General features: G+C 67.5%; 28 protein-coding genes and 1 pseudogene. 16 read left to right on the plus strand and 13 right to left on the minus strand.

Annotated features, from left to right (window positions below; translation table 11 throughout):
• Nucleotides 1–84: 84 nt before the first annotated feature.
• Nucleotides 85–816 (plus strand): metallophosphoesterase, encoded by a 732-nt coding sequence (locus BW990_RS16355; protein ID WP_076449698.1) that lies wholly within the window; start codon nucleotides 85–87, stop codon nucleotides 814–816.
• A 130-nt stretch (nucleotides 817–946) separates the two neighbouring features.
• Complete coding sequence (locus tag BW990_RS16360; RefSeq protein ID WP_076449700.1) at nucleotides 947–1600, plus strand: sugar transferase; 654 nt, start codon at nucleotides 947–949, stop codon at nucleotides 1598–1600.
• Here BW990_RS16360 and BW990_RS16365 read toward each other — a convergent pair.
• Together BW990_RS16365 and BW990_RS16370 are read right to left on the minus strand one after the other, a co-directional pair.
• A complete protein-coding gene (locus BW990_RS16365; protein ID WP_076449702.1) occupies nucleotides 1597–2688 on the minus strand; it encodes a glycosyltransferase family 4 protein in 1092 nt (363 codons plus the stop codon). The two genes, BW990_RS16360 and BW990_RS16365, sit on opposite strands and share 4 nt — an antisense overlap.
• The gene (locus tag BW990_RS16370; protein ID WP_076449704.1) at nucleotides 2685–3845 is read right to left on the minus strand and encodes a glycosyltransferase; all 1161 of its coding nucleotides are present in this window, start codon (nucleotides 3843–3845) and stop codon (nucleotides 2685–2687) included. Before BW990_RS16370 ends, BW990_RS16365 begins: the two co-directional genes overlap by 4 nt.
• Before the next feature lie 81 nt (nucleotides 3846–3926).
• On the opposite strand from BW990_RS16370, the gene BW990_RS16375 reads away from it, so the two are divergent.
• Genes BW990_RS16375 through BW990_RS16395 form a run of 5 tightly spaced genes read left to right on the plus strand, consistent with a single transcriptional unit; the run spans nucleotide 3927 to nucleotide 9318 of the window.
• Entirely contained in the window at nucleotides 3927–4646 is a 720-nt protein-coding gene (locus BW990_RS16375; RefSeq protein ID WP_076449706.1) for a sulfotransferase family 2 domain-containing protein, read from the plus strand.
• Nucleotides 4643–5890: a hypothetical protein gene (locus BW990_RS21940; RefSeq protein ID WP_076449708.1), complete on the plus strand. Its 1248-nt coding sequence runs from the start codon at nucleotides 4643–4645 to the stop codon at nucleotides 5888–5890. The genes BW990_RS16375 and BW990_RS21940 overlap by 4 nt, the downstream gene beginning before the upstream one ends.
• Nucleotides 5877–6923, plus strand: coding sequence for an acyltransferase family protein (locus BW990_RS16385; RefSeq protein WP_076449710.1), 1047 nt, complete (start codon nucleotides 5877–5879; stop codon nucleotides 6921–6923). Before BW990_RS21940 ends, BW990_RS16385 begins: the two co-directional genes overlap by 14 nt.
• Nucleotides 6920–8245: an oligosaccharide flippase family protein gene (locus tag BW990_RS16390; RefSeq protein ID WP_076449711.1), complete on the plus strand. Its 1326-nt coding sequence runs from the start codon at nucleotides 6920–6922 to the stop codon at nucleotides 8243–8245. The genes BW990_RS16385 and BW990_RS16390 overlap by 4 nt, the downstream gene beginning before the upstream one ends.
• Nucleotides 8242–9318 (plus strand): GumK N-terminal domain-containing glycosyltransferase, encoded by a 1077-nt coding sequence (locus BW990_RS16395; protein ID WP_076449713.1) that lies wholly within the window; start codon nucleotides 8242–8244, stop codon nucleotides 9316–9318. Before BW990_RS16390 ends, BW990_RS16395 begins: the two co-directional genes overlap by 4 nt.
• Here BW990_RS16395 and BW990_RS16400 read toward each other — a convergent pair.
• The 5 genes and pseudogenes from BW990_RS16400 to BW990_RS16420 all read right to left on the minus strand — a co-directional run bounded on the left by BW990_RS16400 (nucleotide 9312) and on the right by BW990_RS16420 (nucleotide 13525).
• Nucleotides 9312–10268, minus strand: a complete 957-nt coding sequence (locus tag BW990_RS16400; protein WP_076449714.1) for a hypothetical protein — start codon at nucleotides 10266–10268, stop codon at nucleotides 9312–9314. The genes BW990_RS16395 and BW990_RS16400 overlap by 7 nt on opposite strands.
• Before the next feature lie 48 nt (nucleotides 10269–10316).
• Nucleotides 10317–10655, minus strand: a complete 339-nt coding sequence (locus BW990_RS16405; RefSeq protein WP_076449716.1) for a hypothetical protein — start codon at nucleotides 10653–10655, stop codon at nucleotides 10317–10319.
• 67 nt (nucleotides 10656–10722) lie between these two features.
• Nucleotides 10723–10929 (minus strand): annotated as a pseudogene (locus BW990_RS22615) (spike base protein, RCAP_Rcc01079 family); the annotation flags it as partial.
• Between the two features lie 135 nt (nucleotides 10930–11064).
• Nucleotides 11065–12144, minus strand: coding sequence for a ParB/RepB/Spo0J family partition protein (locus BW990_RS16415; protein WP_076449718.1), 1080 nt, complete (start codon nucleotides 12142–12144; stop codon nucleotides 11065–11067).
• Nucleotides 12122–13525: an AAA family ATPase gene (locus BW990_RS16420; protein ID WP_076449720.1), complete on the minus strand. Its 1404-nt coding sequence runs from the start codon at nucleotides 13523–13525 to the stop codon at nucleotides 12122–12124. The genes BW990_RS16415 and BW990_RS16420 overlap by 23 nt, the downstream gene beginning before the upstream one ends.
• 608 nt (nucleotides 13526–14133) lie before the next feature.
• Here BW990_RS16420 and BW990_RS16425 point away from each other — a divergent pair.
• The 9 genes from BW990_RS16425 to BW990_RS16465 all read left to right on the plus strand — a co-directional run bounded on the left by BW990_RS16425 (nucleotide 14134) and on the right by BW990_RS16465 (nucleotide 21107).
• A complete protein-coding gene (locus BW990_RS16425) occupies nucleotides 14134–15363 on the plus strand; it encodes a replication initiation protein (protein ID WP_076449799.1) in 1230 nt (409 codons plus the stop codon).
• A 58-nt stretch (nucleotides 15364–15421) separates the two neighbouring features.
• The gene (locus BW990_RS16430) at nucleotides 15422–15649 is read left to right on the plus strand and encodes a type II toxin-antitoxin system Phd/YefM family antitoxin (protein WP_076449722.1); all 228 of its coding nucleotides are present in this window, start codon (nucleotides 15422–15424) and stop codon (nucleotides 15647–15649) included.
• Complete coding sequence (locus tag BW990_RS16435) at nucleotides 15646–16041, plus strand: type II toxin-antitoxin system VapC family toxin (RefSeq protein WP_076449724.1); 396 nt, start codon at nucleotides 15646–15648, stop codon at nucleotides 16039–16041. Before BW990_RS16430 ends, BW990_RS16435 begins: the two co-directional genes overlap by 4 nt.
• 97 nt (nucleotides 16042–16138) lie before the next feature.
• A complete protein-coding gene (locus tag BW990_RS16440; RefSeq protein ID WP_076449726.1) occupies nucleotides 16139–17563 on the plus strand; it encodes a mannose-1-phosphate guanylyltransferase/mannose-6-phosphate isomerase in 1425 nt (474 codons plus the stop codon).
• A gap of 173 nt (nucleotides 17564–17736) precedes the next feature.
• Complete coding sequence (locus BW990_RS16445; RefSeq protein ID WP_076449728.1) at nucleotides 17737–18177, plus strand: c-type cytochrome; 441 nt, start codon at nucleotides 17737–17739, stop codon at nucleotides 18175–18177.
• A gap of 149 nt (nucleotides 18178–18326) precedes the next feature.
• A complete protein-coding gene (locus tag BW990_RS16450) occupies nucleotides 18327–19301 on the plus strand; it encodes an ABC transporter substrate-binding protein (protein ID WP_076449730.1) in 975 nt (324 codons plus the stop codon).
• A gap of 68 nt (nucleotides 19302–19369) precedes the next feature.
• The gene (locus BW990_RS16455; protein WP_083950682.1) at nucleotides 19370–20062 is read left to right on the plus strand and encodes an ABC transporter permease; all 693 of its coding nucleotides are present in this window, start codon (nucleotides 19370–19372) and stop codon (nucleotides 20060–20062) included.
• A complete protein-coding gene (locus BW990_RS16460; protein WP_076449733.1) occupies nucleotides 20059–20682 on the plus strand; it encodes an ABC transporter ATP-binding protein in 624 nt (207 codons plus the stop codon). Before BW990_RS16455 ends, BW990_RS16460 begins: the two co-directional genes overlap by 4 nt.
• On the plus strand, nucleotides 20679–21107 hold the full coding sequence (locus tag BW990_RS16465) for a cupredoxin domain-containing protein (protein ID WP_076449735.1): 429 nt from the start codon (nucleotides 20679–20681) through the stop codon (nucleotides 21105–21107). Before BW990_RS16460 ends, BW990_RS16465 begins: the two co-directional genes overlap by 4 nt.
• A gap of 19 nt (nucleotides 21108–21126) precedes the next feature.
• Here BW990_RS16465 and BW990_RS16470 read toward each other — a convergent pair whose 3' ends face one another.
• The 6 genes from BW990_RS16470 to BW990_RS16495 all read right to left on the minus strand — a co-directional run bounded on the left by BW990_RS16470 (nucleotide 21127) and on the right by BW990_RS16495 (nucleotide 26441).
• A complete protein-coding gene (locus tag BW990_RS16470) occupies nucleotides 21127–21843 on the minus strand; it encodes an LrgB family protein (protein WP_076449737.1) in 717 nt (238 codons plus the stop codon).
• Nucleotides 21836–22192, minus strand: a complete 357-nt coding sequence (locus BW990_RS16475) for a CidA/LrgA family protein (RefSeq protein ID WP_076449738.1) — start codon at nucleotides 22190–22192, stop codon at nucleotides 21836–21838. Before BW990_RS16475 ends, BW990_RS16470 begins: the two co-directional genes overlap by 8 nt.
• Before the next feature lie 55 nt (nucleotides 22193–22247).
• Nucleotides 22248–22883 carry an ATP-binding cassette domain-containing protein gene (locus BW990_RS16480; RefSeq protein ID WP_076449740.1) on the minus strand — a complete coding sequence of 212 codons (636 nt, stop codon included), beginning with the start codon at nucleotides 22881–22883 and terminating at the stop codon, nucleotides 22248–22250.
• Complete coding sequence (locus BW990_RS16485) at nucleotides 22876–24519, minus strand: ABC transporter permease (protein ID WP_076449800.1); 1644 nt, start codon at nucleotides 24517–24519, stop codon at nucleotides 22876–22878. Before BW990_RS16485 ends, BW990_RS16480 begins: the two co-directional genes overlap by 8 nt.
• Before the next feature lie 90 nt (nucleotides 24520–24609).
• A complete protein-coding gene (locus tag BW990_RS16490; RefSeq protein WP_076449742.1) occupies nucleotides 24610–25821 on the minus strand; it encodes an ABC transporter substrate-binding protein in 1212 nt (403 codons plus the stop codon).
• Nucleotides 25818–26441 (minus strand): CDP-alcohol phosphatidyltransferase family protein, encoded by a 624-nt coding sequence (locus BW990_RS16495; protein WP_076449744.1) that lies wholly within the window; start codon nucleotides 26439–26441, stop codon nucleotides 25818–25820. Before BW990_RS16495 ends, BW990_RS16490 begins: the two co-directional genes overlap by 4 nt.
• Between the last annotated feature and the right edge of the window lie 12 nt (nucleotides 26442–26453).

Below are 26453 nucleotides of genomic sequence, written 5' to 3' on the forward strand. Positions count from 1 at the left end.
CGGCAGATGCGCTCGCGGTAAAATGCGTTGTCACGCCGCGACCCACGGGATAAATCACGCGATGCCCAAAAAACTGGAAGCTTCATGCTGAAATCCCTGCTCACCCGGCTTCGTCCCGCTCCGACGGCTGTTTTCGAGGATCCGAGGCCCGATGCGACCTTTGCCGTGATCGGCGACGTGCATGGCCGGCTGGACCTGCTCGAGGGCCTTCTCGCCAAGCTGCCCGACGGCGTCCCGGTGGTCTGCGTGGGCGATTATATCGACCGGGGACCGCAATCCATCGAGACGCTGCGCTTTCTCAAGGACCGTCCCGACATCACCTGCCTCAAGGGCAATCACGAGGACATGCTCCTGAGCTTCATCAAGGAGCCCGAGGAGAAGGGGCCGCGATGGATCCGCAATGGCGGCTTGCAGACGCTGGCCGATCTGGGCGTGCGCGGCCTGTCCGAGATGACGCGCGGCATGAAACTGCGCGAGGCGCGCAACACGCTCGTGAAGGAGATGGGCGAGGACCTCGTGAAATGGGTCGAGGACCTGCCGCTGATCCGGTGGTCGGGCAACATCGCCGTGGTCCATGCCGGGGCCGATCCCGCGGTCCCGATCGAGGACAATCCGCCCAAGACGCTGATCTGGGGTCATCGCGATTTCATGACGACGCCGCGCCAGGATGGCTGGTGGGTGGCGCACGGGCACACGATCGTCGATGAGGCGATCGTGTCCGAGGGCCGGATTTCCCTCGATACGGGGGCATTTGCCACCGGGCGTCTGACGGCGGCGGTCATCGCGCCCGAGGGCATCGAGCTAATCGCCACCTGACCGGGCAAACACGGTCGCGGCCGTGAAAAACCGCGACACGACCCGTCAGGCTTAACGATGTATTAAGACAAATTTTGTCACCTGAGATGGACCAAAGCGTGGGTGGGCTCGCGTTTTTGGAGTTCATCACGTGTCGATCACCGAAGGCGCCCTGTTTCAGCATGCGCCAGCTTTGTCTTATGGCCGCCTCGGCAAGCGGCTCTTCGATCTTGTCGCGGCCAGCCTCCTTCTGGTGTTGGCCCTGCCGCTGATCGTCGTGCTGGCGCTCGTTCTGCGCTGCCAGGGCGGCCCGGCTTTCTTCGTGCACGAACGGGTCGGCCGGGGCGGGCAGCGGTTCGGATGCATCAAGCTGCGTACCATGCTGCCACGCTCCGACGCATTGCTCGCAGCGCATCTGCGACAGAACCCGGATGCGGCGCACGAGTGGCAGGAAGGCCGCAAGCTGCGCTGCGACCCGCGCGTCACAAGGTTCGGAAGCCTGCTGCGCCGCACCAGCCTCGATGAATTGCCCCAGCTCTGGAACGTGATCCGGGGCGAGATGTCGCTTGTCGGTCCCCGTCCCGTCACGGCGGAAGAACTCGACCGCTACGGCAACGACCTGTCCTCGTACCTGGCGCTGCGCCCCGGGATCACCGGCCTGTGGCAGGTCGAGGCCCGCACATCGGGCTGCTACGTGCAACGCGTGGCCTGCGACCGGGACTATGCCCGCGCGCTCGACTTCGGCGGCGACGTGAAGATCCTCGGCCGCACCGCGCTGGTGCTCTTCGCCAAGACCGGGAGTTAAGCGGCGCGCGGCGTCAGGATCACCTCCGCGAGGCGACGCGCGCTCTGCGCCCAACCGAAGCGCGCGGATTGCGCGAGGCCTAGCGCGACGGATCGCGCCCGCATCGCCCCAGTCTGGTCGAGAAGCGCGCGCATACCCCGGGCGATGTCGTCCACGTCCTCGGGATCGAACCAGACCGGCGACGCGCCAAGCACGTCAGGCAGCGCACCGGACCACGCCGCCGCCACAGGGACGCCAAGCGCCATCGCCTCGAGCGGCGGAATGCCGAAGCCTTCGTGCAGCGACGGGAAGACGAAGCCGCGCGCATGGCGCATGAGGTTCGCGAGATCCACGTCGGGCACCCGGCCCAGAAAGCGGTGTGCCACATCCGCCGAGAGCCCGCGCGCCGCCGCCATCCCGGGCACGGCGCCACCGACGACGACCAGCACCGGCGGGGCCTCAAGGCGCCGATGGGCCGCCACAAGCCGCGCGACGTTCTTGTTGGGAGACGCATTGCCCACGGTCAGAAGATACCCGCCCGCCTGAAGACCGTAGCGCGCACAAACCGTCGGATCCGCCAAATGGCGGGCGATGTGATCGGCCGCATTGGGCACGATCGTGACGCGGGCCTGAGGCAGGTTCAGCCGCTCCGACAGCGCGCGCCGGGCATGATCGCTCACGCAGAGCACATGCGCTGCCCGCCGCGCGAGCGGGCCCCGAAGCGCCTTGTGCCACGCCCGGTAGCGCCAGTCATAGGCCTCGGGCATGTCCCACAGATGGGTGTCGTGGAAGGCGACGATGTGATCGCGATGCCGCAAGGGCCCGCTATTGCCGAGGCTCAGAAGCCGCGTGTCGCGGGCCGCTGTCGCAAGCTGCGTCTGCTCCCAGACATGGCCCGACGCGCCGGGGCGGCAGGCCAGGGCGATCCGCGACCAGGCAGGCATCACCTCCGGCAGGCGCGGCGTGAACGCGGTGACCGGCCCGATCCGCCCGGCCAGCGCCGGATCGGTATCGAGCAGCGTATCGAGCGCGCCCAGAAGTTCGTGCGCATAGCGCTGCACGCCGGAGACGGGTTGCGTCAGGAACCGCGCATTGATCGCCAGCGTCATGCGAAAAGCGTCGCCCGCGCGTCGGAAGATTGCACCGAGGCATCGGTCTGCCGAGCGTAAGCGCGTGTCGTCGCGGGGCCGAGCCCGCTCAACGCCCAGTCCGACAGATCGGCGCGGCGTGCCTGGGCCTGCATCGACCTGAGGCGCGCAGGATCGGCCAGAAGCGCAAGCGTGGCCCGCGCCACCGCGCCCGGTCCGTCCACGACCAGCCCGGTGCGCTGCGGCACGACCAGTTCCGTCAGCCCCGGCAGCATCGTGCCGATGAAGGGCCGTCCACCCGCCAGCGCCTGCACGGCGACGCGCGGCAATCCTTCCCGTTCGGAGGGCAGGCACACCACGTCCGCCAGCGCGATCAGCCGTTCGGGATCGTCCCGATGGCCGAGAAAGCGCACCCGGTCGCCCAGACCGAGCGTCTGCACCAGCACCCCGAGCTCCGCCGCAAGCGGCCCGTCGCCGGCGATCAGCAGGCGGGCATCGGGCCGGATCGCCGCCGCCGCGGCCCAGGCGTGCAGGAAGGCCGCGTGGTTCTTGCGCGGCTCGAGCGCGGCCAGAAAAAGTGCGGTCGGCGGGCTCGAAAGCCCCGCGCCAAGCGGGTCGAGCCCGAGCAGGCCCGCCCGGTCAGGCGGCGGCGCGGCGTTGCGGAAGCGCTCCAGATCGAGGCCGGAGCGTACGCAGACCGTGTCCGCCTCCCGCGCGAGCCCGTGGCGCAGATGCGCCGCGCAGACCGCATGGGACACACCGATGAACCGGTGCGTGACCGCGGTGACCCGCCGTTCCGCCGCCCGCATCAGCGTGCCCTCGGCGGGCATGATGTGCATGCCATGCACCACGCGGGCCCCCTGCCCTGCCGCCGCGAGACGCCCGAGGACCCCGGCCTTCGACTGGTGCGTGTGGACCACGTCCGCCGCGAGATCCCGCAGCACCCGCCGCAGGGTGCGCAGCGCATTCAGGTCGCGCACCGGATCGACCGGATGCACCAGGCTTTGCAGGCAGAGGCGCAGCACCCCGGGCATGGCCCCGTGCCAGCAGGGATGGGCGTCGCCGCCATGGATCAGCCAGACCTCGTGGCCCGCTGCGGCCTGCCAGCGGCAGACCTCGGCGGTATTCTCCTCGGAGCCGCCGCGCTGCATCCGCGTCAGGATGTGAACGATTCGCATTCCGCCTCCTTGCGTTAAACTCGCGTTAACCTTGGGCGCGCGATGGTTACCAAAAGCCTAATGCGGCGGAGGAGACCCGGCATGCGCCGAGTGGTGTATATCCACGTACCGAAATGCGGCGGGTCGAGCTTCGGCGCGGCGCTCCGGATGCGCGCCTTCTTTTCGCAGACCACGATCGACATCGCGGCAACCCGCAAGGCGGCGCTGGCGCAGGATCCCAACCTTCGCGGCACGGCCCTGATCCGGGCCGATTACGCCCTGCGCGAACAGGCGCTGACCCGGGCGATCCTGCGCGGGACCAAGGTCATCGCAGCGCATGCGCTGGACGCCCCCGACCTGCGCCTCGGGCCGGGTCGGTCGCATCTCTGGGTCACGCTCCTGCGCGATCCGGTGACCCGCTTCGCCTCGCATTACCATTACCTTCAGCGCAGGCACCCGGACCCCGCCCGCGCCCCGTCGCTCGAGGCCTTCTCCGAGGGGCCCGACGCCTTGCGCATCGGCAGCCAGTGCCTGTTCTATTTCAGCGGCGACTGGGCGCGGCCCGGCCTGGACCTCGCGCCGCAACTCGACCGCGCGCGGCAGGCGCTTGACGCCTACGACCTCGTCGGACGGCTCGAGGACGCCGCCCCCTTCCGCTGCGATCTCGCGCGCGCCGTGGGCACGCCGCTGCCTTTCCTCACGCGCAACCGCGCCGCGGCGCCTTTCGTCCTGTCCGCCGCCCTACGACGGCGGATCGAAGCCGTCTGTACCGCCGATCTGGAGCTTTTCGAGACCCAGTTCCCCGACCGGTGCGCCGCATGATCGGACTTCTGTCTCCCCTGTCTCTCCTGACCGTGACCTGGTGTGTCGCGGGCGGTGTCGCCTGGATCGCGCTCGCCCTGCCCGACACGTTCGATCTCATCCCGCTTTTCATGGCGCGCTCCGGCATAGACCCCAGCCGGTTCGGGTTGCTCGGCGGGCTCTGGCTGATCGTCGCGGCGCTTTCGGCGGTGACGGGCAGCCTTGCGGCGCAGCTCGTGGCCGCGCCGCGCACCGGTTTCCGCATCGGCTTTTCACCCGACCGCGTCGTGCGGCGGGTCGAGATCATGACCCGGCTGTTCGTGGGCATCACGCTGATCTGGATCGCGCTCTGCGTGCCCAAGGCCGGCGGGCCCGCGCATTTCCTGCATCTGGCGGAGGAAGAGCCCGCGATCCTGCGCGCCATCCTGCTCGACAACACGCTGTTTCCGGGCATGCGGCTGGCCTATGGCGCGCTGCCCGCGCTCGCCTGCCTTGCTGCCGGGCTTCTGGCCTCGGGCGCGCTGTCCCGGATCGGCAAACGGCGCGCGTGGCGGATCGTCGTGCTGTCCGGTCTTTGCCTCGTGATCCTGCCCATCGTGCTCAGCCAGCGCATCCTGCTGATGCAGTTCCTGGTCTCGGCCTGGCTCGCCTGGAGCCTCGCACGCGGGCGGCTGCGCGGGCTGCTTCTGCTGCCGCTTCTCATCGGTCTCTTCTGCGGCATCTGGTTCCTGCGCGAAGCGCTGACCAATCCCACCCTGTCCGATCCGGTCTTCGACGTCGCGAAGCAGAAGCTGGCCTTCTACTTCGTCAACGACATGTGGAACAGCTTCGCCCCGTTCGAAAGCGATATCCCGCACGCCCTGGGCGCCGTCAGCTTCCGCGGCCCCCTGATCCTGCTGAGCCTCGACGGCGCTTATGACGCCACCTTCCCGGCCCAGATCGAAGCGCTCGACAAGGCCCGCGGCGGCGGGGAGTCTTCATTCTTCTCAGCACCTTACGTCGATTTCGGCCCGTTCGGCGGCGCGCTTTTCGTGGCCCTTTCGGTCTTTCTTGCGCAGATGCTGTTCCAATCCGCCCGCAGCCATCTTCTGGGCGCGGTTCTCTATGCGCAGATCGGCGCCGCGCTGCTCTTCGCACCGCATGGCAATTACATGCTGCACCAGAACCTGCTTTTCGGGGCGCTCTGCATTCTCTGGCTGTGCCGCGGGACCCGGAGGCGCCGGGCCGCGCAGTTGCAGGAGGAGGTGCATCATGCCCCGGCTTGAGGGATTGCAATTCGCCCGCGCCATCGCCGTGCTGATGGTGCTGACCGGCCATGTCATCGCCGAGGCCGAGCATTACTTCGCCATCGACCTGCCGGGCGACGCGATCCCCTGGACGCGCGGGGTGGATCTGTTCTTCGTGATTTCCGGGTTCATCGTCATTCGCGCGGCGGATCGGTGGCAGGCCGGGGCCGGGGCGTTCCTTGCCCGGCGTTTCCTGCGGATCGCCCCGCTCTATTACCTCTTCACGACGCTGATGGTGCTGACACTGCTCGCCGCACCGGGTGCGGTGAAGGACACCGCCCTCGCGCCCGGCCAGATCGTCGGCTCCTACCCGTTCTGGCCGACCGAACGCTACGATGGCCGGATCGCGCCAGTGCTCTCCGTCGGCTGGACGCTGAACTACGAAATGGCCTTCTACGCCGCGCTGAGTCTCTGCCTGACGCTCAGACGGCCCGTACTGGCCATGGGACTGCTTTTCGGCGCGCTCGCGCTCCTCGGGGCGCTGAGCGGCCCTGAGGGCCCCTTCCCCAGCACCACCTCGTCCCAGATCAAGACGATCTGGGCCTTCGCGACCAATCCCATCTGCCTCGAATTCCTGTTCGGCATGGTGCTGGCCCGGCTCTGGCCGCGGCGCCGCGTATCGGCGCGGATCGCGTGGGGCCTCGGCATCGGTGGCGCGGTGCTGCTTGTCGCACTCGATGCGACCGACCTGCCGCGCTTCCTCGCCGCGGGCGTGCCGGCGGCGATGATCGTGGGAGCGGTCATCTGGCCGGCGCCGTGGCAAGGCTGGCCGCTGCAACGGATCGGCGATGCGAGCTTCGCGATCTATCTCTCGCACCGCTTCACCCTGCGCGCCCTGACGCTGGTGCTGCTGCCGCTGCTGCCCGCCGCGCCCTGGGCTGCCCCGCTGTTCTGCGTGCTTGCCGTGGCGCTTGCGGCTGGCGTCGGCTGGCTGGTCTTCACCCTCGTGGAACGGCCCGTCGCCGCGCTCGTCTCGGCATCGCCGCGCAGCCAGCCGGTTCCGCAGAGATGAGCGGTGCAGGCTGGGCGGCGCTTCTGCAATGGTCGCGGGTGGGCCTGTCGGCCTTCGTCTTCCTGCTGGCCGCGCGCCTGCTGCCGATCGAGGAGATCGGCCGATATGCCGTCCTTCTGGCGCCGATCCGGCTGTTCCAGAACGCCCTGCGCGTCGGCCTGTCCGAGACCGTGATCCTCGGGCCGGATCGTGAAGGCTACCACCGCGCGTTGAGCGGGATCGGAATGGCGGCGGGGGCGCTTGCGACGCTCGGCCTCGGTGTCGCCGCCTGGGGTCTCGGCATGCCGCTTCTGGCGGCCTTGGCCCCCCTGCCCTTCCTGGGCGCCCTTGGTGCGGTCGCCGAAGGCATCCTGCGCAAGCGCATGAACCTCCGCGCTCTCGCGATTCGGACCGCGCTGGCGCAGACCTTCGCCGCGCTGGTCGCCGGTATCGCGTTGTGGCGCGGCGCGGGCATCGAGGCGCTGGCCCTCTTTGCCGTCGTCGCGACCGGCACCGCGTCTTTCCTTGCCCTTCGTGCCGCGCCCATCGGGCCTGTTTGGCCGTCGCGTCGGCGCATCGCACTCTTGCGCAGACCGGCGCAGATCACCTGCCGGGACATGCTGTCCTCCGGTCTCTATCCGCTGGCGCAGGTGCTGGTCGGCGCGGTGTTCGGGCTCGCCGCAGCCGGGGCCTTCCAGATGGCGGTGCGGCTGGTGCAGCTGACCGAGGCGCTGACTCTCGCGCCTCTGAAATTCGCCGCCCTGCCCGCGCTGCGCCGTGTGCCGGGCCTTCTGTCCGACACCGCCGATGCCACCGCGCGGATCGCCTTCTGGGCCTGGCCGGGGCTCTACGTGGCCGCGCCGGACATCGCGCTTATCGCCGTCGGTCCCGCGCATGCCGAGGCCGTGGCCCCGGTGCTGCGCGCGCTGGCCCCGTTCGGGCTATTCTGCGCACTCTCGATGCCTTGGCTGCAGGCGGTGGCCGCCGCGCGCGGCACGCGGTTCCTGCTGTGGCGCAGTGCAGCGCTTCTGCTCCTGTCCGGCGGGGCGATCTGGCTCAGCAGGGATCTGTCGGTGATCGCGGCGGCGCATGCCCTTGCTGTGATCGGCTGCGTCTTCTGGGCCGCGCCCTTCGCGGTCGTGGCCTTGCGGCACCGAGGCGTGGCCCCTGCCCTGCCCCGCACCGCCATCATCGCCGGAACCTGCATGATGATCGGCCTGATGCCGCTTCTCGCGCTGCCGCCCTCGCCGCTCAGGCTGGGCCTGCTGCTCTGCCTCGGTTCGGCGGTCTATGCTGGCGTCACGCGCCTCATGGCGTTCCGGCCCGGCGTCGTTCCCACATGAAGCGCGCGCTCCTCCTGTCGACCCATCTGCCGTGGTCAGACCGCCGCGCGAGTTTCCACTGGATCGCCGAAGCGCTCTGCGGCGCCGGATGGCAGGTCGATTTCGCGACGGTCGGGCAGTCGCGGCTCGCGCGGCTTCGGGGATCCGGGCGGCACTCCGACTGCCAGCCCGTCGCCGGCCGCGCGGAGGTCGCGCCGGGGCTCTGGCATCTCTTCACGCCGCAGCTGCTTCATCCGCTGCGCACCGGCCTTTCGCCCCTCGACCACGGCCTCGGCGTTGTATGGCGCAGGGCGTCCCGTAAATGGGTACCTATCCTGCGTCCGTCCCTCCTGAGAGCCGATGTGGTGATCGTGGAAAGCGGCGCACCCCTGACCCTTGTCCCGCTGTTGCGCGAGATCGCGCCGCGCGTACCGATCGTCTACCGCGTGAACGACGATCTGACCGGGATGCGCCTGCCCGACTGGCTCAAGGAGGCCGAAGCCCCGCTGGCCGCGATGTGCGATCGGATCAGCCTGGCCAGCGCCGAGCTGGGACGCCGCTTCGAGCATCCGAACGTGACCATCGACCCGATGGGAGTGCCCCGCGGCGCGCTTCCGTCAAAGGACAGCACTCTTGACCCATTCCTGCCGCGCCACCCGATGGAAGCGGTCTGCGCCGGGACCAGCCATATCGACTTTCCGACGCTGTGCGACTGGGCTGCAGGCCACGCATCCTGGCGGTGCCACGTGATCGGCGGTGTGAAGGCGCGCCCCCCCTCCCTGCCCCGAAATCTCGTTCTGCACGGAGAAATGCCCTATCGCGACATGCTGAGCTTCGTGGCCCATGCCGATGTCGGGCTGGCCGCCTATCGCGATCGTCCGGGCGTCGAGTACCAGCGCGCGCACTCCAACCGAATCCAGCTTTATCGCCATTACGGCCTGCCGATCCTCGGGCCGGAACGGCTTTGCCATCCATCCATTCCGGCCCTCGTCGGGTACGATGCGCCCGACGCCGCGTTTCGCTGCGAAACCTGGACGCGCCGTCCGGAACGGCTGCCCGATTGGTCCGAACTCGCCCGTGCGCTGGTTCAGTAGTCGAGGACCGCACCCCCGTTCGACGTCGCGATGCCACCCGCAAGCGTGCGGTGGCCGCGGGTTAGCACGAGGCCCGCATTTGCCTCGATCGCATAGGCGGTCCCTGCCCCCGCCGCATCGGCGCGCGTCTTCTCGAGCCACATGGTCCCGGCATTGGAACACTTGAAGGCCACCGATGTGCCGTCCACGTCCCGCGCCACGACGCTGGTTCCCAGGCACCAGGTCTTCGTGCTCTGGATGCAATGCACCTCGGTGCCGTTGACCGAATGCCCGTAGGTTCCGCCGAGCACCGCCGCCACGACGCCGTCATGGGTGGTGAAGCCGTTGCAGGAGGTCGCGGTTCCGTCGCCGTTCCCGACGCCCCGGCAATTGACCAGCAACACGTTCATGCCGGGCGTGCCGTCCTCGTGAAAAGACCAGCCGTCCTTCGCCCCGCCCGACGCCTCGCAGTCGAAGAAGGCGCAGAGCCCGGCGGTGCGCCGGATCCGCACCGCGTCATAGGGCGCACTCGGGTTCGAGGGCGCGGAGAACCGGAAGCTCGACCGAACCGCCACGATGTTGCGCGCCGCCGCCGCGTCGCAATGCAACGTGCCGGTGATCCCGCCCTCGCAATGGATATCCTCCATGTAGAGGTCATGCGCGTGGGTCAGAAAGCGCGCGCCGTGAAAGCTGCGCAACAGGACGATATCGCTCGGGCCCGGGACCCGTCCGATATTCACATGCACCGTGCCGGAGACATCGCACCAGCTGTCGACCGTCGCCGCGCAGAGCGCCGCATCGGCGACCTGGACGAGTTCCCGGTCGATGCCTGCCGCGCTCGTCTCATCGGACCGGAAGACCCGGCGCACGGACGAGACCGCCGCGCTATAGGTGCCGCCCGCGTCGCTCCAGGTGACGCTGTGAGGCCCGGTCCGGTAACGCACCGGCCCGCCCCATCCGAGGATCGCCACGGGCTGGGACGGCTCCCGCTGGCCGTTCTTCGAGAACGCTGCTTCTTCTTAAGAGCCAGGCTGGACGGCGATCCGGTAGGCGGCGTTGGTCGCGTTACCAAGCTCGAAGGCCCGGTAGATCGTGCGCAGCGCATTCGAGAAGTCTCCGGCAACCGCGCCCAGCCCGGAATTCGCGTCATCGCCCGCGGACCCGTCCACGTGATAGACCGGCCCGGTCCAGATCGCCGGATCGACAAGGCTGCGCGGGTCGATCCCGGTCGTGACGCGCCCCCGCGACAAGACCGGCGTCAACGCGGACAGAACCGAGCCGCCGCCAAGGCCCGCCGGTGGCGCGTGGCGCGATGCGGGCAGGGCCGCCATGCCCAGGCCCGCCTTGATCGCCAGCATCAATACACCCCGACGATATCGGTCGCCGTGGTGCCTGTGGCCAGAACGGACCGGACCGGACCCGGAAGGGATAGACGATGCCCTCGGCGAGGTTTCGGAAGGTCACGGTCTCGCCGCCCTGAAACACCACCGAGAGGTCGCCGCCCTGGCCAAGGACAAGACCGCGCGGCAGGGCCGCGAGGTCGGCGGCATCGTCGGGTGTGATGGCGAAGGCGTGGGACGCGGGGGAATCGTATCCGGCGGACTGGCCTTTGAAGGGATCGTAAATCGGCATCTGCTCTCTCCTGATCGGGGACGCCCAGACCCTTGCCGGAAAACCCTAATGGCGCACGACCCCACCGCGCGTTGCACGAAAAACGGGGTTTCGCATGCGAAACCCCGTCGGAACGATGTCGCGATTTCGCGAAGGTCAGTCGGCGAAATATTCCTCGATTCGGGCAAGAACAGTGTCGATATCGTCGCCTTTGAGCGTCGCACCCGACAGGGTGATCGACACGCTGTCGGCGCGGCGCCCGACCTTCATACGGATGCCCCGACCGAGGTCGCGCCCCGGATCAGCAGCGCTGGCGCTCTTTTTCGGACGCCCGCCCCGGTCGCGACGCGCCTCACCGGCGCCCGCGGCTTCCCCGGCTTCGATCGACGGCACAAGCGCCGCCCATTCCCGGTCCGGATCCGCGATGACTTGCGTCTCTAACTCTGCCCGAATTGCATCTCCGAAGCCCATGCGCAGCGCGCCCGCGAGCCGCAGGCACTGGCGTTCGCTGAGGCTCTTGGGGAAATGCAGCATGTCGCCCAACTCCTCGTGGATCAGCGCGAAGGAGCGGATCTTCGACCGCTTCGCCTTGGACGCCGACGCGTAGAGCGTCGACACGGCCTCATCCAGGTTCGAGAACACACCACCATGCACCGCCATCGCCGCGATTCGTCCGCGCTCATACTGGCTGATCCCGGCACGAACCTCGTTTTCCTCGATCATCGCCTGGATCGCCTCAACCGAGGATTTCGGCGCGCGCACGAAGGCCGGGATCGTGGCGTAATGCACCGACCCGTAGCTCGCATTGAGTTGGCGATACGCCGAAAGCCGCCGGAAGCCCGAAATCAGCGCATAGCTGCCATCGGGTTGCGCATAGACCTCGATGGGCAGGCGCAGACCATGCGCGTCGATGGAGCGGACCAGCTCCTGCATCTCTTCGTCGTCGATGCCCATGCGGTCGCGCGCCAGGGTATCGACCGCGATCTCGCCCAGCGGCACCTCCACCGCGACGAGACCTTTCTGGCGCGCCGCGCGCAGTGTCTCCGCATCGCTGCGGTCGCGCGCGATCTCCGCACGTTCACCGTGGGGCAGGGGGTCCGACAGGCGGGCAGCATCGGCGACCACGTCCGCGATGGGCGGACGCATACCGGTTCGGGAGGTTTCGCGCGCGAAACCCTCTTCGAGGGCCTTCAGCGCGTCGGCCGACGGCACCTCAAGCTGTCTGCGTTTCGCCATGCTCGGCCTCCTTTATTGCCTGCGCATCCCGCCACCAGGACCCGATCAGAAGCTCCTTGAATTCCGCGTAGGTCCGATCGAAGGCTTCCCGCCCCCTTGTATAGGTTTCACGATTGAAGTTGCGGTAATCGGCTTCGTAGATGCCCGACACCGTTTCGCCGGCCTGCCCGACAAGCGCGGTGTATTCCTGCCTATATGCGTTCATCATGTCGCCGAAATAGGCCTGGATCACGTTGGCAAGGTCCGTCTGCTGGCTGGCATCGAACCGGGTGATGATCGCCCGCACGACATCCCATTCGAACCGCATTTCCGGAAGCCCCGCCCGCGCCCGCGCAGCGTTCTCACCGTCCTCGATCGAGGCAAAGGTCGAATACAGCATGTCGAAGAAGCGCCCCGTCGAGTCGAACTCGAGAAAGGACGCCCCGAGCGGCACGAGGATGATATCCGCCGCGGCCAACGCGTTGATCGTGAGGTAGCCAAGCGCCGGCGGCGTATCGAGCAGGATGATGTCGTATTCATCGAGCGCACCGCCCTGATCCAGCGAGGCGGTCAGCGCATCCCAGAGCGGCCAGTTCCTGAGACCCATCCGCCAGACGGGGATCTGGAACTCCGCCCAATAGAGGTTCAGCTGCGCGCCGATCAGGTCGATATTGGGCCAGTGGGTCTTCTGAACGACATCGTGCAAGCCGATGCCAAGCGCCTCGGTCAGGGTTTCGTCCAGCGGGGCAGGGGGCTCGCCCGCCGCCTCACGCACCTTGTTCTCGGCCTGCAGATGGTTGGCGTAGTCGCGGGCGAGCAGCGGGAAGACCGTCTGCCATTCATCCGCCACCCGGCCCCCGAGGATCGAGGTCATCGAGCCTTGGCTGTCCAGGTCGACCACCAGCACCTTGTACCCGTCGAGCGCCGCCGACATCGCCAGATGCGCCGCGGTCGAGGTCTTGCCGACACCGCCCTTGAAATTCGCCACGGCGACGACCTTGGCCGGCAGACCTTCGGGCCGGTAGGGGCGGTATTCCTTCGTGCTTACGCCCTCTTCCGCGAAGTGATCGCGCAATTTCAGGACGTCTTCGAGAGTGAACCACTTCCCGTTGCCCTGGCCTTCGCCCTGCGGCAGATCGGGATGCTTGTTCAGCACGCGCCGCAGATGCGCGGGAGCGACCGGGATCAGGTACCGGCAGATTTCCCACATCGAGAATTTGCGCAGCCGCTTGCGCCCGTCCGGCGAATAGCCCCGTTTGGCCAGGTCGTCGCGGCCGCGCCCGGCGAAGGCCGCCGCCTTGGCGAATCGCGCGGTGTCGACCGGGTCACCGATCTTGCCCGCTGCCGTCTTCGGGTCCAGGTTGAAATAGGGGGGGAGGGGGACCTCCGGTTTTCGTGCCATGCTCGCTCACCTCTTGGATATCGCCTGTTTTCGGCGTTATTACCAAAATCATCGCACATCTTTTGCTGAAGGTGAATCGTGGAAACGGGCTCGGCCGGTTTTTCTGGCATCAGCGCAGTCCGCGAGCCCGCCTTTCTTGAAAATCCAAGAAATTCAAAGATCAACACGACATATAATGTTGAAGGATCTTTTAGGTCTTTTGAATCTTTATCCAGATAATACCAAATAAAAACAATGATATAAAAGGCTTCTGGTCGCCGGATACAGGACGTTCGGTACCTGTTTGCAGGATGACGGGGTGCCATCTGCGGTGTGATCGGTCCCGATTCGCGGGTTTTTGGGCGCCGAGACTCGGGAGCGCGCCGATTGGCTTGAATAGTCTCGAATCTCCTGCGCTGCCTTCCCGTAAACGGGTCCCCTAAAGACCGCCCTCCCGGACGAATGAGCGCGTTAGGCACCCGTTTGCGGGACGCATTTCCCGGCGCAGGCTCCCCGAAACAAGGTACCCAGAACGCAATTGTGTGCGGGCGCCTTTTCGGCCATCCTGTGTGAGAGGCAGGGCGACTCGAAAACGGGCGCCGCAACAGGCAAGACATATGGGCAGGGCGATGCAGGATCTCACCCAATCGGAATCCGGGGACGGCATCCCCCGGGACAAGCTGACAGGATCGCTCCGGCGGCCCTCGGTCAAGAAGAACGTGGCCGCAATCCACGTATCGGGCAAGCTCACGCTTCTGCAGCGCAAGCTTTCGAACGTGCTTTTGCTGAATGCCTACGACACGCTGATCTCTCGGCCCAAGCACCAGATCGACGCGCGCACGCTGTGCCTGATGGTCGGGTACAATTCCAACGACATGGAGACGCTGAAACAGTCTCTACGCAGCCTTGCAGAGACGACGGCGGAATGGGACATGCTCGACGAGCAGGGACGGCAGGAATGGGGTGTGTCCTCGCTTCTGTCCTATGCCAAGCTCAAGGGCGGTATCTGCGAATACGCCTATTCGCCCGCCTTGGCCGAGAAGCTCCACGACCCCAAGGTCTTCGCGCTGATCAACTTGAACATCCAGCGCCGCTTCACCTCGGGCCATGCACTCGCGCTTTATGAGAATTGCTACCGGTTCGTGCGCACCGGATCGACCGGCTGGTGGCCGATTGACCTGTTCCGCCGCCTGATGGGGGTCGATGGGTCCGCCTATTACGACAGTTTCAAGCATCTCAACGCCAAGGTCATCAAACCCGCCGTGGCCGAGGTGAACAAGACCTCGAACATCCTGCTGGAGCCCGAATTCCGGAAGATGGGCCGGCAGGTCGTGGAATTGCGCTTCAAGATCAAGGAGAACCCGCAGCTCGGTCTGCTGAACATCGACGACGGTGGCGGCATCCGGCAGGGCGTGACCTATCGGCGGTTGATCGCGGTCGGGGTCAGCGACCGTCTGGCGCGGCAATGGATCGCCCAGCATGGCGAGGATTACGTGAACGAAAAGCTGGACTACCTGGCCGGGCGTGACGGTGTGGAAAGCCCGGTGCGCTACCTCACCGCCGCGATCCGCGACGATTACAAACCCGCAGATGCCGCGGATGCTCCGGGTGCCGCCGAGATCGGATCGCTCGACGAGATGCGCGCGCTGCGCAGCCGCCAGCTCGACCGCATCCGCGCGCTCGTGGCGGATCGAAGCCCGACCCAACGCGACGCGGACAAGCGGCTCTTTCTCGCGCGGTTGAAGGACAGCGCGGCGCGTGCGGATTTCGGCAAATCGGGCTGGGATAGTGCCACAAATCGCACCGCGATCGTGAAATTCTGGGACGAAATGGTGCCCGGCGCGTTCGACGATCTCTGAGATATCTTGAAATGGCCCGAATGCTTGGCTAACTTAGCTAAGAAGAGAGGTCGCGCCCATGAAAGTCACCGTCCACACCGCCAAGACGCAATTGTCGAAACTGATCGAAGCCGCGCTGCGCGGTGAAGAGGTCGTGATCGCCCGCGGCAAGGATCCGGTCGTGCGGCTCGTGCCGGTGGAGAAGCCGAAATTCGCCTTCGGACTGCTCGAAGGTGAAGTCGCGACCATCCCCGATTTCCTCGAGCCGATGGACGAAGACGACCTGCGCGCGTGGGAGGGCCGGTGAGCCGGTTCCTGCTCGACACCCACGCCTGGGCGTTCCTTCATCTCGACCGATCCCGAATCCCGACCGGCATGATGCAGGAGTTGGAAACCGCCGATGCGATCTTCATCTCACCCATCAGCGCGTTCGAGATCGCGCAGAAGGTCCGTGTCGGCAAATGGCCGGAAGCGGCGCATCTGGTGGGCCGGTTTCCGGACCTGATCGGGCGCGACGGCACGCAGGAAGCGCCGGTCACTGCCGCAATCGCCCTTCTGGCCGGTCAGATGGACTGGCCGCATCGCGATCCGTTCGATCGCTTCCTCGCTGCCACGGCCGAACTGGACGATCTGACGCTCGTGACCATGGATCGGGTCTTCGCGACGCGTCCCGGGCTCCGCACCGCGTGGGAATCGTAGTTTCGTCTGCAATTCTTCTTAAATTCGCCACGCAGTCCGGGCATCCTTGCGCGCGAAGGGCGCTGCAAAAGGGCCCGCGGGCAGAACGAGGCTTGAGATGACGATCATTCCCGTGCTTTTGGCAGGTGGCTCCGGTACGCGGCTCTGGCCGACATCGCGGCGGTCCTATCCCAAGCAGTTTTCGCCGCTGACGGGTCCTGAAAGCCTTTTCCAGGCCTCGGCGCGGCGCATGTCCGGCCCGGATTTCGCGCCGCCCATGGTGCTCACGGGCGACCCGTTCCGCTTCATCGTGACCGAACAGCTGGCCGCGCTGGAAATCCAGGCGCAGGCCATCGTCATCGAGCCCGAGGGCCGCAACACCGCCCCCGCCGTTCTTGCCGCGGCGCTTCTGGCTGCAAAGACCGACCCGGAGGCGCTTCTTCTGGTGGCGCCCTCGGATCACAAGATCGCCGATGCGGAGCGGTTCCGGCAAACCGTCACGGCGGCGCTTCCGGCCGCCGAGGCAGGCCGCCTCGTGACCTTCGGCATCACCCCCGACCGGCCTGAGACTGGCTACGGTTATCTCGAACTCGCTCCCGACGCCGATGCCGGGGCAGGGGAGGTGCAGCCGCTCGCCCGCTTCGTCGAGAAACCTGACCTCGAACGGGCCGAGGCGATGCTCGCATCGGGCAATTTCCTCTGGAATGCGGGGATCTTCCTGTTCCGGGCCGACGCGATCCTGTCGGCCTTCAAGGCGCATGCGCCCGACCTGATCCCCACCGTCACCGAAGCCGTCGAGAAGGCCGAGCGTGACCTCGCCTTCACCCGCCTTGCCCCCGAGCCCTGGTCGCGCGTCACCGACATCTCCATCGACTTCGCGATCATGGAGAAGTCCGACCGCCTGTCCGTCATGCCCTATGGCGGCAACTGGTCCGATCTCGGCGGCTGGGACGCGGTCTGGGCCGAGGGCGGACCCGATGCGGCGGGCAACGTGACCTCCGAGCATGCCACCGCCATCGATTGCACCGACACGCTTCTGCGCTCTGACAGCGAACGGGTCGAGCTGGTGGGCATCGGCCTTGACGATATCATCGCCGTGGCCACGCAGGATGCCGTGCTGGTCGGGCGCAAGTCGCAGGCGCAACGCGTGAAGGAGGCGGTTGCGGCGCTCAAGGCCAAGAAGGCGCATCAGGCCACCGATTTCCCGCGCGATTACCGCCCCTGGGGCTGGTTCGAAAGCCTCGTCATCAGCGGGCGTTTCCAGGTGAAACGGATCGTCGTGCATCCCGGCGCCGCGCTGTCGCTGCAATCGCACCATCACCGGGCCGAACACTGGATCGTGGTGCAGGGCACGGCGCGCGTGACCATCGGCGAGGAGGTGGTGCTCGTGACCGAGAACCAGTCCGTCTACATCCCTCTGGGCGAGAAACACCGCCTGGAGAATCCGGGCAAGTTCGACATGGTCCTGATCGAGGTCCAGACCGGCGCGTATCTCGGCGAGGACGACATCATCCGCTACGAGGATGTATATGCTCGAAAATAGTGGAATTTCGCTTTGAGACCAAGGAAGGCATAGCCAATCACGAAAACAGGGCTAAGCTCGACATCTGCATGGATGAAGGACGACCGGCACCCGTTTCGATGAGGGAGGAGAACATGCCCGACGGCGAAACGGCGACGGTATCCTTGGGTCAAACCAGATCAGAAAGGACGATCATGCTTAAGAAACTTCTTGCAGCCACCTGCCTCTTCGCGCTCCCCGCGGGCTTCGCCATGGCTGAGAGCCATTCGTCGGGCGAAATGGAATTCGAGATCGTTGGCGATGCCGAGGCGGGTGAGCGGGTCTACCGCAAGTGCCAGGCCTGCCACATGGTGGGTGAGGACGCGCAGAACCGTGTCGGTCCGCAGCAGAACGGCGTGTTGGGCCGCACCGTGGGCGCGGTCGAAGACTTCCGCTATTCCGACGTGCTGATGGAGAAGAACGCCGAAGGCGTGGTCTGGACGCCCGAGACCCTCGCGGCCTTCCTCGAGAACCCGCGCGAATGGGCACCGGGCACAAAGATGTCCTTCGCGGGCCTGCGCAAGGAAGAAGAGCGCAACGACGTGATCGCCTATCTCGCGACCTACAACGCCGACGGCACCCGCACCACCGAGTAAGCCGCCTCGTCGCAACGATCACGCCCGGGCCCCCATCTCGGCGGCCCGGGCGTTTTGCTGTCTCTCCCCCAAAAGTCGCGGTTCCCCGGCGCCGGTCATGTGTCAGTCTTGGAGCGAGCCGGGCCCGCCGCCCGGCACGGGAGGCTTCGATGACACCTATCCTCACCCGCCTCGGCGCGGCGCTTGCCGGGCTCGTGCTGGCAACCTCCGCGCTGGCGCAGGACCTGCCGACCATTCGCGGCGCGGTGCTCAAGATCGGCACCGTGAACTGGGAATTGGCGACCATCGTCGAGAACGGTCTCGACGAAAAGCACGGCTTCAAGCTCGAGATCATGCCCTTCGCCGACAATGGCGCGACCCGCGTGGCCGTGGAAGGCGGCGAGGCCGACATGGCGGTCGCCGACTGGATCTGGGTGGCGCGCCAGCGGGCAGGGGGCAAGGACTACACCTTCGTGCCCTATTCGAAGGCGGTCGGCAGCCTCGTCGTGCCCGAAGGCAGCGATGCGCAGACGCTGGCGGATCTCGCAGGCGGCAAGATCGGTATCGCTGGCGGTCCCTTGGACAAGTCCTGGCTGATCCTGCGGGCCTATGCGCAGAAGCAATACGGCTTCGATCTCAAGGCCGGGACCGAACAGGTCTATGGCGCCCCGCCGCTGATCTTCAAATCCGGCCTCGGCGGGGATTATGCCGGTGCCATCAACTTCTGGCATTTCCTCGCAAAGATGAAAGCCGCCGGGATGCGTGAGCTGATCTCGGTCGAGACCGCCGCGACGGCGCTTGGCCTCAATCCCGAAACGCCGCTTCTCGGCTATTATTTCAAGGATGCCTTCGTCGCCGAGAACCCCGGCATCGCGCAGGCCTTCTACAACGCCTCGCGGGAGGCAAAGGCGCTCCTGATGTCCGATCCCGCCGCGTGGGAGGCGATCCGTCCGAGCATGAACGCCCAGACCGAGGCGCAGTTCGCGCAGCTCAAGGCGGACTGGATCGCCGGCGTGCCGGAGCGAGGACCGATCGACCGCGCGGGCGCGGATGCCTTCCTTGCGCTCATGAACGCGCTTGGGGGCGCCGATCTTGTCGGCGACGCGCAAAGCGTGCCCGCGGGCCTTTTCGCCGAGGTCGAGTGACCGTGACGTCCGGGCCGGATCAGCGCGCGGTCACGGCGCTTTCCCTGCTCGGGCTTCTCGTGCTCTGGATGGGCGCGGCGGCGCTGACCGCGGATGCCTCGGTTCTGCCGCAGCCCTACGCGCTGATCGCGCCGCTCCGGGCGGAGCTCGCCTCGGGTGAACTGCTCTACCATCTGAGCCAGACCCTGCTGCGCGTCGCCTGGGCCTTCACGCTGGCCATGGCGCTCGGCATCGCGCTCGGCCTCGTCATGGGGCGGTCGGAGCGGGTGAACCGCTGGCTCGATCCCTGGCTGGTCGTGTTCCTGAACCTGCCGGCGCTGGTGCTCATCGTGCTCTGCTATCTCTGGATCGGGCTGAACGAGACCGCGGCCATCGTCGCGGTCGTGCTCAACAAGGTGCCGAACGTGGCCACGATGATCCGCGAAGGCGCGCGCGCCACCTCGCCCGCGCTCGACGCCCTGGCGCGGGTCTACCGGATGCCGCCCGCCACGCGTCTGCGTCACGTGCTGCTGCCCCAGCTTGCGCCGTTCATCGCGGGGGCTGCGCGGTCGGGCGTGGCGGTGATCTGGAAGATCGTGCTGGTGGTGGAGTTCCTCGGCCGCTCCTCGGGGATCGGCTTTCAGATCCATCTCTATTTCCAGCTATTCGACGTGGCCATGGTCCTCGTCTACGCGCTGTCCTTCATCTGCGTGATGCTCTTGGTCGAATGGGCGCTGCTGCAGCCATGGGAACGGCGCGTGCGGCGCTGGCGCGTGGTATGATCGAGATCGCCATCACCGCGAAGTCCTTCGGCGACCGTCCCGTCCTGGGGCCGATCCGCTTCGATATCGCGCCGGGCGAGACGGTCGCCGTCACCGGCCCGTCCGGGATCGGCAAATCGACGCTCCTGCGCATCGTCGCGGGGATCGACACGGAATTCGAAGGCCACGTGACCACGCCCCCGCGCATCGCCATGGTGTTCCAGGAACCGACGCTTCTGCCCTGGCGCTCGGTGCTGCAGAATCTCACGCTGGTGCATCCGGAGCTTGGGGATGATGCGGCGCGCGCGCGGCTCGACCGCGTCGGCCTTGCCGACAAGGCGGGGGATTTTCCGGGCCAGCTTTCCCTCGGTCAGCAGCGACGCCTTGCGCTGGCCCGCGCCTTCGCGGGCGCGCCGGAGCTTCTGATCCTCGACGAGCCCTTCGTCTCGCTCGACAAAACGACGGCAGAGACGATGCTCGGCCTGACCGAGGCGCTTATCGCCGAGACGCGGCCCGCCACGCTCTTCGTGACCCATGCCGCGGCCGAGGCGCGGCGCCTTGCCACCCGAACCCTCGCGCTGCGCGGCAGCCCCGCGACCCTCGCGCCCCATCCTGTCGAAACCAAAGGAGTGAAACCTTGAAACCCATCGTCCTGGGCCTCGCCCTCAGCCTGTCGGCGAGCCTTGCCGCCGCGCATGAATACGGCTTTGCGGGCATCCTCTCGAACGGCAATTCCGGCGAGATGCCGGGCCTCACCCTGTCTGTGGGCGCACCCATCGCAGACGGGCCCATCACGCTCGAATCCGGCAAGGTCTACGAGATGGAGATCACCGCGGACGGATCGGCGGAACTGGCGCTCACGGGGCCCGATTTCTTCCGGGCGATCTGGGTCAACGAGGTGGTCGTCAACGGCCTCGAAATCCGGCCCTTCGGCCTTGAATCGGTGGAATTCGACGAGGCGGGCGAGATGGAGATCGAATTCGTCGCGATCAAGCCCGGCACCTACGAGCTGAAGATCCCCGGCTCGACTGGCGACACGCAGCGGGTCGAGATCACCATCCGGTAGGGCAGGGGGCCTTCGCCGCTCAGAACAGCGCGCCCACCACCAGCGGCGCCAGCAAGGCGGTCAGCATCGCGTTCAACCCCATGCCGATGCCCGCGAAGGCGCCGGCGGTCGAATTGACGCGGAAGGCATGGGCCGTGCCGATCCCGTGCGCCGCGAGGCCCACCGCGAAACCCCGCGCGCGCCAATCGGTGATCCGCAACGCGTTCAGCAGCGGCGTCGCGACGATCGCGCCGGTGATCCCCGTCAGGATCACGAGGACGGCGGTCAGGGTGGGCTCCCCGCCGATGGCCTGCGACACGCCCAGGGCCACGGGTGCTGTGGCGGATTTCGGGGCCAGCGACAGCAGCGCCTCGCCCCGCACGCCAAGCGCATAGGCAATGCCAAGCGCGCTGCCGATGGCCGTCACCGCCCCCGCCAGAAGTGCGGCCAGCATCGGCAGAAGCGTCTTCCGCACCCGTCCGAGGTTGTCGTAAAGCGGCAGGGCCAGCGCCACGGTCGCGGGCCCCAGCATGAAATGCACGAATTGCGCGCCTTCGAAATAGGCCTCGAAGGGCGTGCTGCTGATCGTCAGGACCAGCGCGATGAGGATGATCGCGATCAGCACCGGATTGGCCAGCGGGTGGCGGCGCAACGCCTCGGCGATCCGGTCGGCGATGACATAGGCCGCAAGCGTCACGGTTAGCCACAGCAGCGGCTCTTCCGCGAGATAGGACCACAATTCGAACGGATCAGTCATCGGCGGCCGCACCGGTCAGCTTCGCCGTCAGGATGAAGGCCCAGACCCCGGCGAGGATCGCCAGCGTGGTGGAGCCGATCAGGGCCGCGGCCAGCGCAAGGCCGTTCTCCGCGAAGGTGCCGAGATGCGCCGTGACGCCCACGCCTGCGGGCACGAACAGCAGCGAAAGATGCGCCAGAAGCCCCGATGTCGTCTCGCGCATTCGGTCGGCAAGGCGGGGCAGGGCGATGAAGGTGGCGAACAGCGCCGCAAGGCCGATGACCGGCCCCGGCACCGGCAATCCGAACCCGCGCGAGGCCAGTTCTCCGCCCAGCTGGAACAGCAGCAGGATCGCGACGTTCTGGATCATCCGGGGGCCTCCATCGGCGTGGCTCCGGCGACGCTAAGGCAGGTGGCGGGCGCGCTCAACCGCCAAGCGTGACCACCGGCCCGCCCGCGGCATCGGCGTCGGCCTTGTCATGCGTGACCATGATCACCGGCAGGCCCCGGTCGCGGGCCCTGTCGAACACGAGACGGCGCATCTGGTCGCGGCGATCCGCATCAAGGCCCGAAAACGCCTCGTCCAGAAGCAGCGCCCGCGGTTCCGACAAGAGCATCCGCATCAGCGCGACGCGCGCCTTCTGCCCACCGGAAAGCGTGGCCGGGTCGCGCTCGGCAAAGCCCGCCATGCCGATCTCTTCCAGCGCTTCGGCGATCTTCCGGCGCCGCTCCGCCGCGCTGCCCCCGGGGCTCAACCCGAAGGCCAGGTTCGCGCCCACCGAAAGATGCGGGAACAGCAGGTCGTCCTGGAAGAGGATGCCGATCCGCCGGGCCTCGGGCGCGGCCCTGCTGATATCGGCGCCGTCCAGAAGCACGCGGCCGTCGAAGCGGAACGCGGGCGCAAGCGTGCCGGTGATGAGGGACAGAAGCGTGGACTTGCCGACGCCCGACGGGCCCATCACGCTCAAAACCTCGCCCGGCGCCACGTGACGGTCGAGCGCGACGACCTCTCGTCCGGCGCGGGTGATCGACACGCGGTCCAGTGTCAGGCCGTCAGCCATGCATGCCCCTCCTGTTGCGCCACAGAAGGGCCGGGATGAGAAGCGCGGCGGCGAAGGGCACCATGGCGACCAGCGTCTGCGCCACGCCGTAGACGCCGATGGCCCGCCGGTCCCCGCCCGAGGCAAGGGCCACCGCCTCCGTCGTCAGGGTGGCGACGCGACCGCCGCCCGCGAGAAGGGTCGGCAGGTATTGCCCGACGCTGACGGCGATGCCCACGGCGGCGGCGGTCAGGATCGGCCGCGCCAGCATCGGCAGACGGACCCGCCACAGCACGCCCGAGGGCGAGGTGCCGAGCGCGCGCGCGACGATGCCCGTCCGCGGCTCCCAGGCGCGCCAGGGATCGCCCAGCGACAGGAAGATGTAGGGCAGCACGAAGACGAGATGCGCGATGACGACCGGGATCGTCCCGGCGGTCAGCCCGAAGGTCAGGAACAACGTCTGCAGCCCCGGCAGGAAGGCGATCTGCGGCACCACGAGGGGCAGGTAGACCAGCCACAGCCCCGCCTGCGTCAGCGCCCGGTCGCGACGATATTCCGCCTCGAGGCAGCCGATGACGAGGATCAGGGCGAGGGCCGTGGCGATCCCGGCGATCAGCGCGGTGGCGCCCGTCGCCTGCCAGGCTTCGGGCCCGTGCCGCGCCCAGCTGCGCATGTCGAACCCGTTGGGCAACGGATCGGGAAAACCCCAGAACCCGGCGAAGGACCAGACCGCAAGGCAGGCGATGCCGCCCAGCACCGCAAGAGCCGAGAAGGCACCCGCGACGACGCCCAGCGGGCGGAGAAGCTGGTCCGCCGCGCGCCCGCGCCCGCCGCGCGCGATCCAGGCTTGGCCCAGCCGTGCCACGGCCCACTCACCCGCCCGCCACAGGATCAGTGCGGCGATCACGAGGGCCAGCTGCAGCATCGCCGCGGCCGAGGCCGTCAACCGCATCGCGAGGTCCGGATCGGCCATCCAGCGCACGACCTGGACCGAGAGCGGCGGCGGGGTCGATGGCCCGAGGATCAGTGCCACATCCACCACCGACATCGAATAGGCCAGCACCACGTAGACCGGCAGGCGGATCTGGGCGTAGATCGCGGGAAAGACGCTTTTCAGCCAGCCCGCCACGCGCCCATAGCCCGCCGCCTGCGCCACGCGCATCCGCCGCGTGGCGTCGGCCTGACCCATCGCGGCCAGGCCCATCAGCATCAGGAACGGCATTTCCTTGGCCACCAGCCCGGCGACCATGGCAAGGCCCAGCTGATCATGCACGATCAGCAGATCGGGCGGCCGCTCCCATCCCGTGGCCCAAGGCGACAGCGCGCGCGCGATCCAGCCCGAGGGCGCGATCAGGAAGGCAAGGCCGAAGGCCATCGCCGCATGGGGCACCGACAGAAGCGGCGACAGCAATCGCTCCAGCACCCGGAAGGCGCGGGTGCCCGACCAGCCCGCGAAAAGCAGCGTCACCGCCGCGAGGGCGAGGGCGGTCGCCAGAAGCCCGGTGCTGACCGACAGCCGCGTCGCCGCGCCGAGCCCGGGCCAATCGAGCAGCGACCGGAACGGGTCGAGCGAGAGCGTCGAGAGCCCCGCGGCGGGCAGGTAGCCGAAGGCGGGCAGCAGCGTACCGGCGAGCCCCGCCGCGACCGGACCCAGCATCACCAGCAGGGTCAGGGGCGGGAACGCCGCCACGAGGCCGGTGCGCGGGACGGGGCCGCCACCATCGGAAAGCGCCCGGATCGGCACGCGTTACTGGACGACGCCGTAACGCTCGATCCATTCCTGCCCGATGCGCGTCATCCAGCTCGGATGGGGTTCGGGCTGCACATCGCCCAGCTCCGCCGGGGACAGCGTCGCCACCCCGAGATCGAGCGCTTCGAAGGCGGCGCGATCCGCCTCCGGCAGCTTCTCCATCGCCAGCACGGTGCCGTAGCCCAGGATAGCCGGATCCTGAGCGCGTAGCTGCGCCTCGGGCGACATCAGCGCGTTGGCGACGACCATCGCGCCTTCCTTGGAGCCCGAATTGTAGGGGATCGCCACGAAGCTCGCATTGCCGAGCGTGCCGTCTTCCAGCACGAAGGTCCGGACGCTGGGCTGCAGCTGGTTGTTGGCGATGGCGGTCGAGGCCTCACCGGGCGAGAACGAGATCGCAAGGTCGATCTCCTCGTCGGCCATCAGCTGCAGCTGCGCGGGACCGGTCGCCGGATAGGCCTGACCCTGCCGCCACAGGACCGGCGTCAACGCGTCGAGATAATCCCAGAGCGGCGCGGTCACCGCCTGGAAATCCGCTTCGCTTTCGGGCCGCGACAGCACGGTGTTGTCGTCGACCAGCTCAATCAGCGTCTGCTTCAGGAAGGTCGTGCCGAGGAAATCGGGCGGCTGCGGATAGGTGAAACGGCCGGGATTGGCTTGGGCCCAGTCAAGGATCGCCTCGGCCGAGGGCAGGGGCGCGTCGAGATCCGCGGTGTCGTACATGAAGACGACCTGCGCCATGGCCCAGGGCGCCTCATAGCCCTCGGTTGGCACGGTGAAGTCGGTCTGCACGGTCTTGCCGTCCACATCGACATATTGCCAGTTCGGCAGCGCCTCGGCGAAGGGCCCGAACAGCAGGTCGGCCTCCTTCATCGCGGCGAAATTCGGCCCGTTGATCCAGATGAGGTCGACCGCGCCGTCATCATCCGCACCCGCCTGCTTTTCGGAGAGGACCCGCGTGACCGCATCGCCCGTGTCCGACAGCTTCACATGCTCCAGTGTGACGCCGTGCTCCTCGGCGGCCTTTTCGCCGATCCAGGCGATGAAATCGTTGGTCGCGGTCGATCCGCCCCAGGCGTGCCAATAGACCGTCTGGCCTTCGGCGGCGGCGGTCACCGCGTCCCAGTCGGCAGGATCGGTCTGGGACCAGGCGGGTGCTGTCATGCCAAGCGCGGCCAGCAGCGGCAGGACGGATTTCACAGGCGTCATGGGGTCTCCTTACGATCGGTGAAGATGCCGCGCGCAGCCCAGAGGCGCAGCACGGCGGTCAGATAGCACAACGTGCCGAATATCCACGCAAGCGCGGCGAAATGAGTTTCAAAGAGGCACAGGATGATGAAGAAGACGATGGTCTCCGTCCCCTCCAGAAGCCCGTTCGAGAAATAGAGGGACTTCGACCCCTGCGCGGCGGTTTCCATCCCGCGCTTTTCCGCGAGGATGGCGAAGCCCAGGAAGCTCGTGCCGTTGAAGTAGAACGCAGCCAATAGGAAGGCGCCGGCGACGCCGTTCGCCGCCGGGTCGAGCAGCACGAAGGCCAGCGGCACCGCGCCGTAGAACAGGAAGTCGCAAGCGATATCGAGGTAGCCGCCGAAATCCGTCTTGCGGCTGGCACGGGCCACCGCACCGTCGAGCCCGTCGGCCAGGCGCGAGGCGAGCAGCGGCACCAGCGCCCAGAGGACGAGCCCCCAGGCGATCATCGCCGCGGACAGAAGGCCGAGGAGCAGACCGAGCAACGTCACCGCGTTCGGCGTCGCGCCCCAATTGGCAAGCATCCGGCCCGCCGCGTCGAGCGGCGGATCGATCAGCGGGCGGATGCGGGCATCGAGCATCGAAGGTCGGTA

Source organism: Roseivivax lentus, from assembly GCF_900156805.1.
Lineage (GTDB): Bacteria > Pseudomonadota > Alphaproteobacteria > Rhodobacterales > Rhodobacteraceae > Roseivivax > Roseivivax lentus.

Coding starts and splice junctions, on each gene's coding strand:
- BW990_RS16355 (WP_076449698.1), top strand. CDS start 85: ATGCTGAAATCCCTGCTCACCCGGCTTCGTCCCGCTCCGACGGCTGTT.
- BW990_RS16365 (WP_076449702.1), bottom strand. CDS start 2,688: ATGACGCTGGCGATCAATGCGCGGTTCCTGACGCAACCCGTCTCCGGC.
- BW990_RS16370 (WP_076449704.1), bottom strand. CDS start 3,845: ATGCGAATCGTTCACATCCTGACGCGGATGCAGCGCGGCGGCTCCGAG.
- BW990_RS16375 (WP_076449706.1), top strand. CDS start 3,927: ATGCGCCGAGTGGTGTATATCCACGTACCGAAATGCGGCGGGTCGAGC.
- BW990_RS21940 (WP_076449708.1), top strand. CDS start 4,643: ATGATCGGACTTCTGTCTCCCCTGTCTCTCCTGACCGTGACCTGGTGT.
- BW990_RS16385 (WP_076449710.1), top strand. CDS start 5,877: ATGCCCCGGCTTGAGGGATTGCAATTCGCCCGCGCCATCGCCGTGCTG.
- BW990_RS16390 (WP_076449711.1), top strand. CDS start 6,920: ATGAGCGGTGCAGGCTGGGCGGCGCTTCTGCAATGGTCGCGGGTGGGC.
- BW990_RS16395 (WP_076449713.1), top strand. CDS start 8,242: ATGAAGCGCGCGCTCCTCCTGTCGACCCATCTGCCGTGGTCAGACCGC.
- BW990_RS16405 (WP_076449716.1), bottom strand. CDS start 10,655: ATGCTGGCGATCAAGGCGGGCCTGGGCATGGCGGCCCTGCCCGCATCG.
- BW990_RS16415 (WP_076449718.1), bottom strand. CDS start 12,144: ATGGCGAAACGCAGACAGCTTGAGGTGCCGTCGGCCGACGCGCTGAAG.
- BW990_RS16420 (WP_076449720.1), bottom strand. CDS start 13,525: ATGGCACGAAAACCGGAGGTCCCCCTCCCCCCCTATTTCAACCTGGAC.
- BW990_RS16425 (WP_076449799.1), top strand. CDS start 14,134: ATGCAGGATCTCACCCAATCGGAATCCGGGGACGGCATCCCCCGGGAC.
- BW990_RS16430 (WP_076449722.1), top strand. CDS start 15,422: ATGAAAGTCACCGTCCACACCGCCAAGACGCAATTGTCGAAACTGATC.
- BW990_RS16440 (WP_076449726.1), top strand. CDS start 16,139: ATGACGATCATTCCCGTGCTTTTGGCAGGTGGCTCCGGTACGCGGCTC.
- BW990_RS16445 (WP_076449728.1), top strand. CDS start 17,737: ATGCTTAAGAAACTTCTTGCAGCCACCTGCCTCTTCGCGCTCCCCGCG.
- BW990_RS16450 (WP_076449730.1), top strand. CDS start 18,327: ATGACACCTATCCTCACCCGCCTCGGCGCGGCGCTTGCCGGGCTCGTG.
- BW990_RS16455 (WP_083950682.1), top strand. CDS start 19,370: ATGGGCGCGGCGGCGCTGACCGCGGATGCCTCGGTTCTGCCGCAGCCC.
- BW990_RS16460 (WP_076449733.1), top strand. CDS start 20,059: ATGATCGAGATCGCCATCACCGCGAAGTCCTTCGGCGACCGTCCCGTC.
- BW990_RS16470 (WP_076449737.1), bottom strand. CDS start 21,843: ATGACTGATCCGTTCGAATTGTGGTCCTATCTCGCGGAAGAGCCGCTG.
- BW990_RS16475 (WP_076449738.1), bottom strand. CDS start 22,192: ATGATCCAGAACGTCGCGATCCTGCTGCTGTTCCAGCTGGGCGGAGAA.
- BW990_RS16480 (WP_076449740.1), bottom strand. CDS start 22,883: ATGGCTGACGGCCTGACACTGGACCGCGTGTCGATCACCCGCGCCGGA.
- BW990_RS16485 (WP_076449800.1), bottom strand. CDS start 24,519: ATGCTGGGTCCGGTCGCGGCGGGGCTCGCCGGTACGCTGCTGCCCGCC.
- BW990_RS16490 (WP_076449742.1), bottom strand. CDS start 25,821: ATGACGCCTGTGAAATCCGTCCTGCCGCTGCTGGCCGCGCTTGGCATG.
- BW990_RS16495 (WP_076449744.1), bottom strand. CDS start 26,441: ATGCTCGATGCCCGCATCCGCCCGCTGATCGATCCGCCGCTCGACGCG.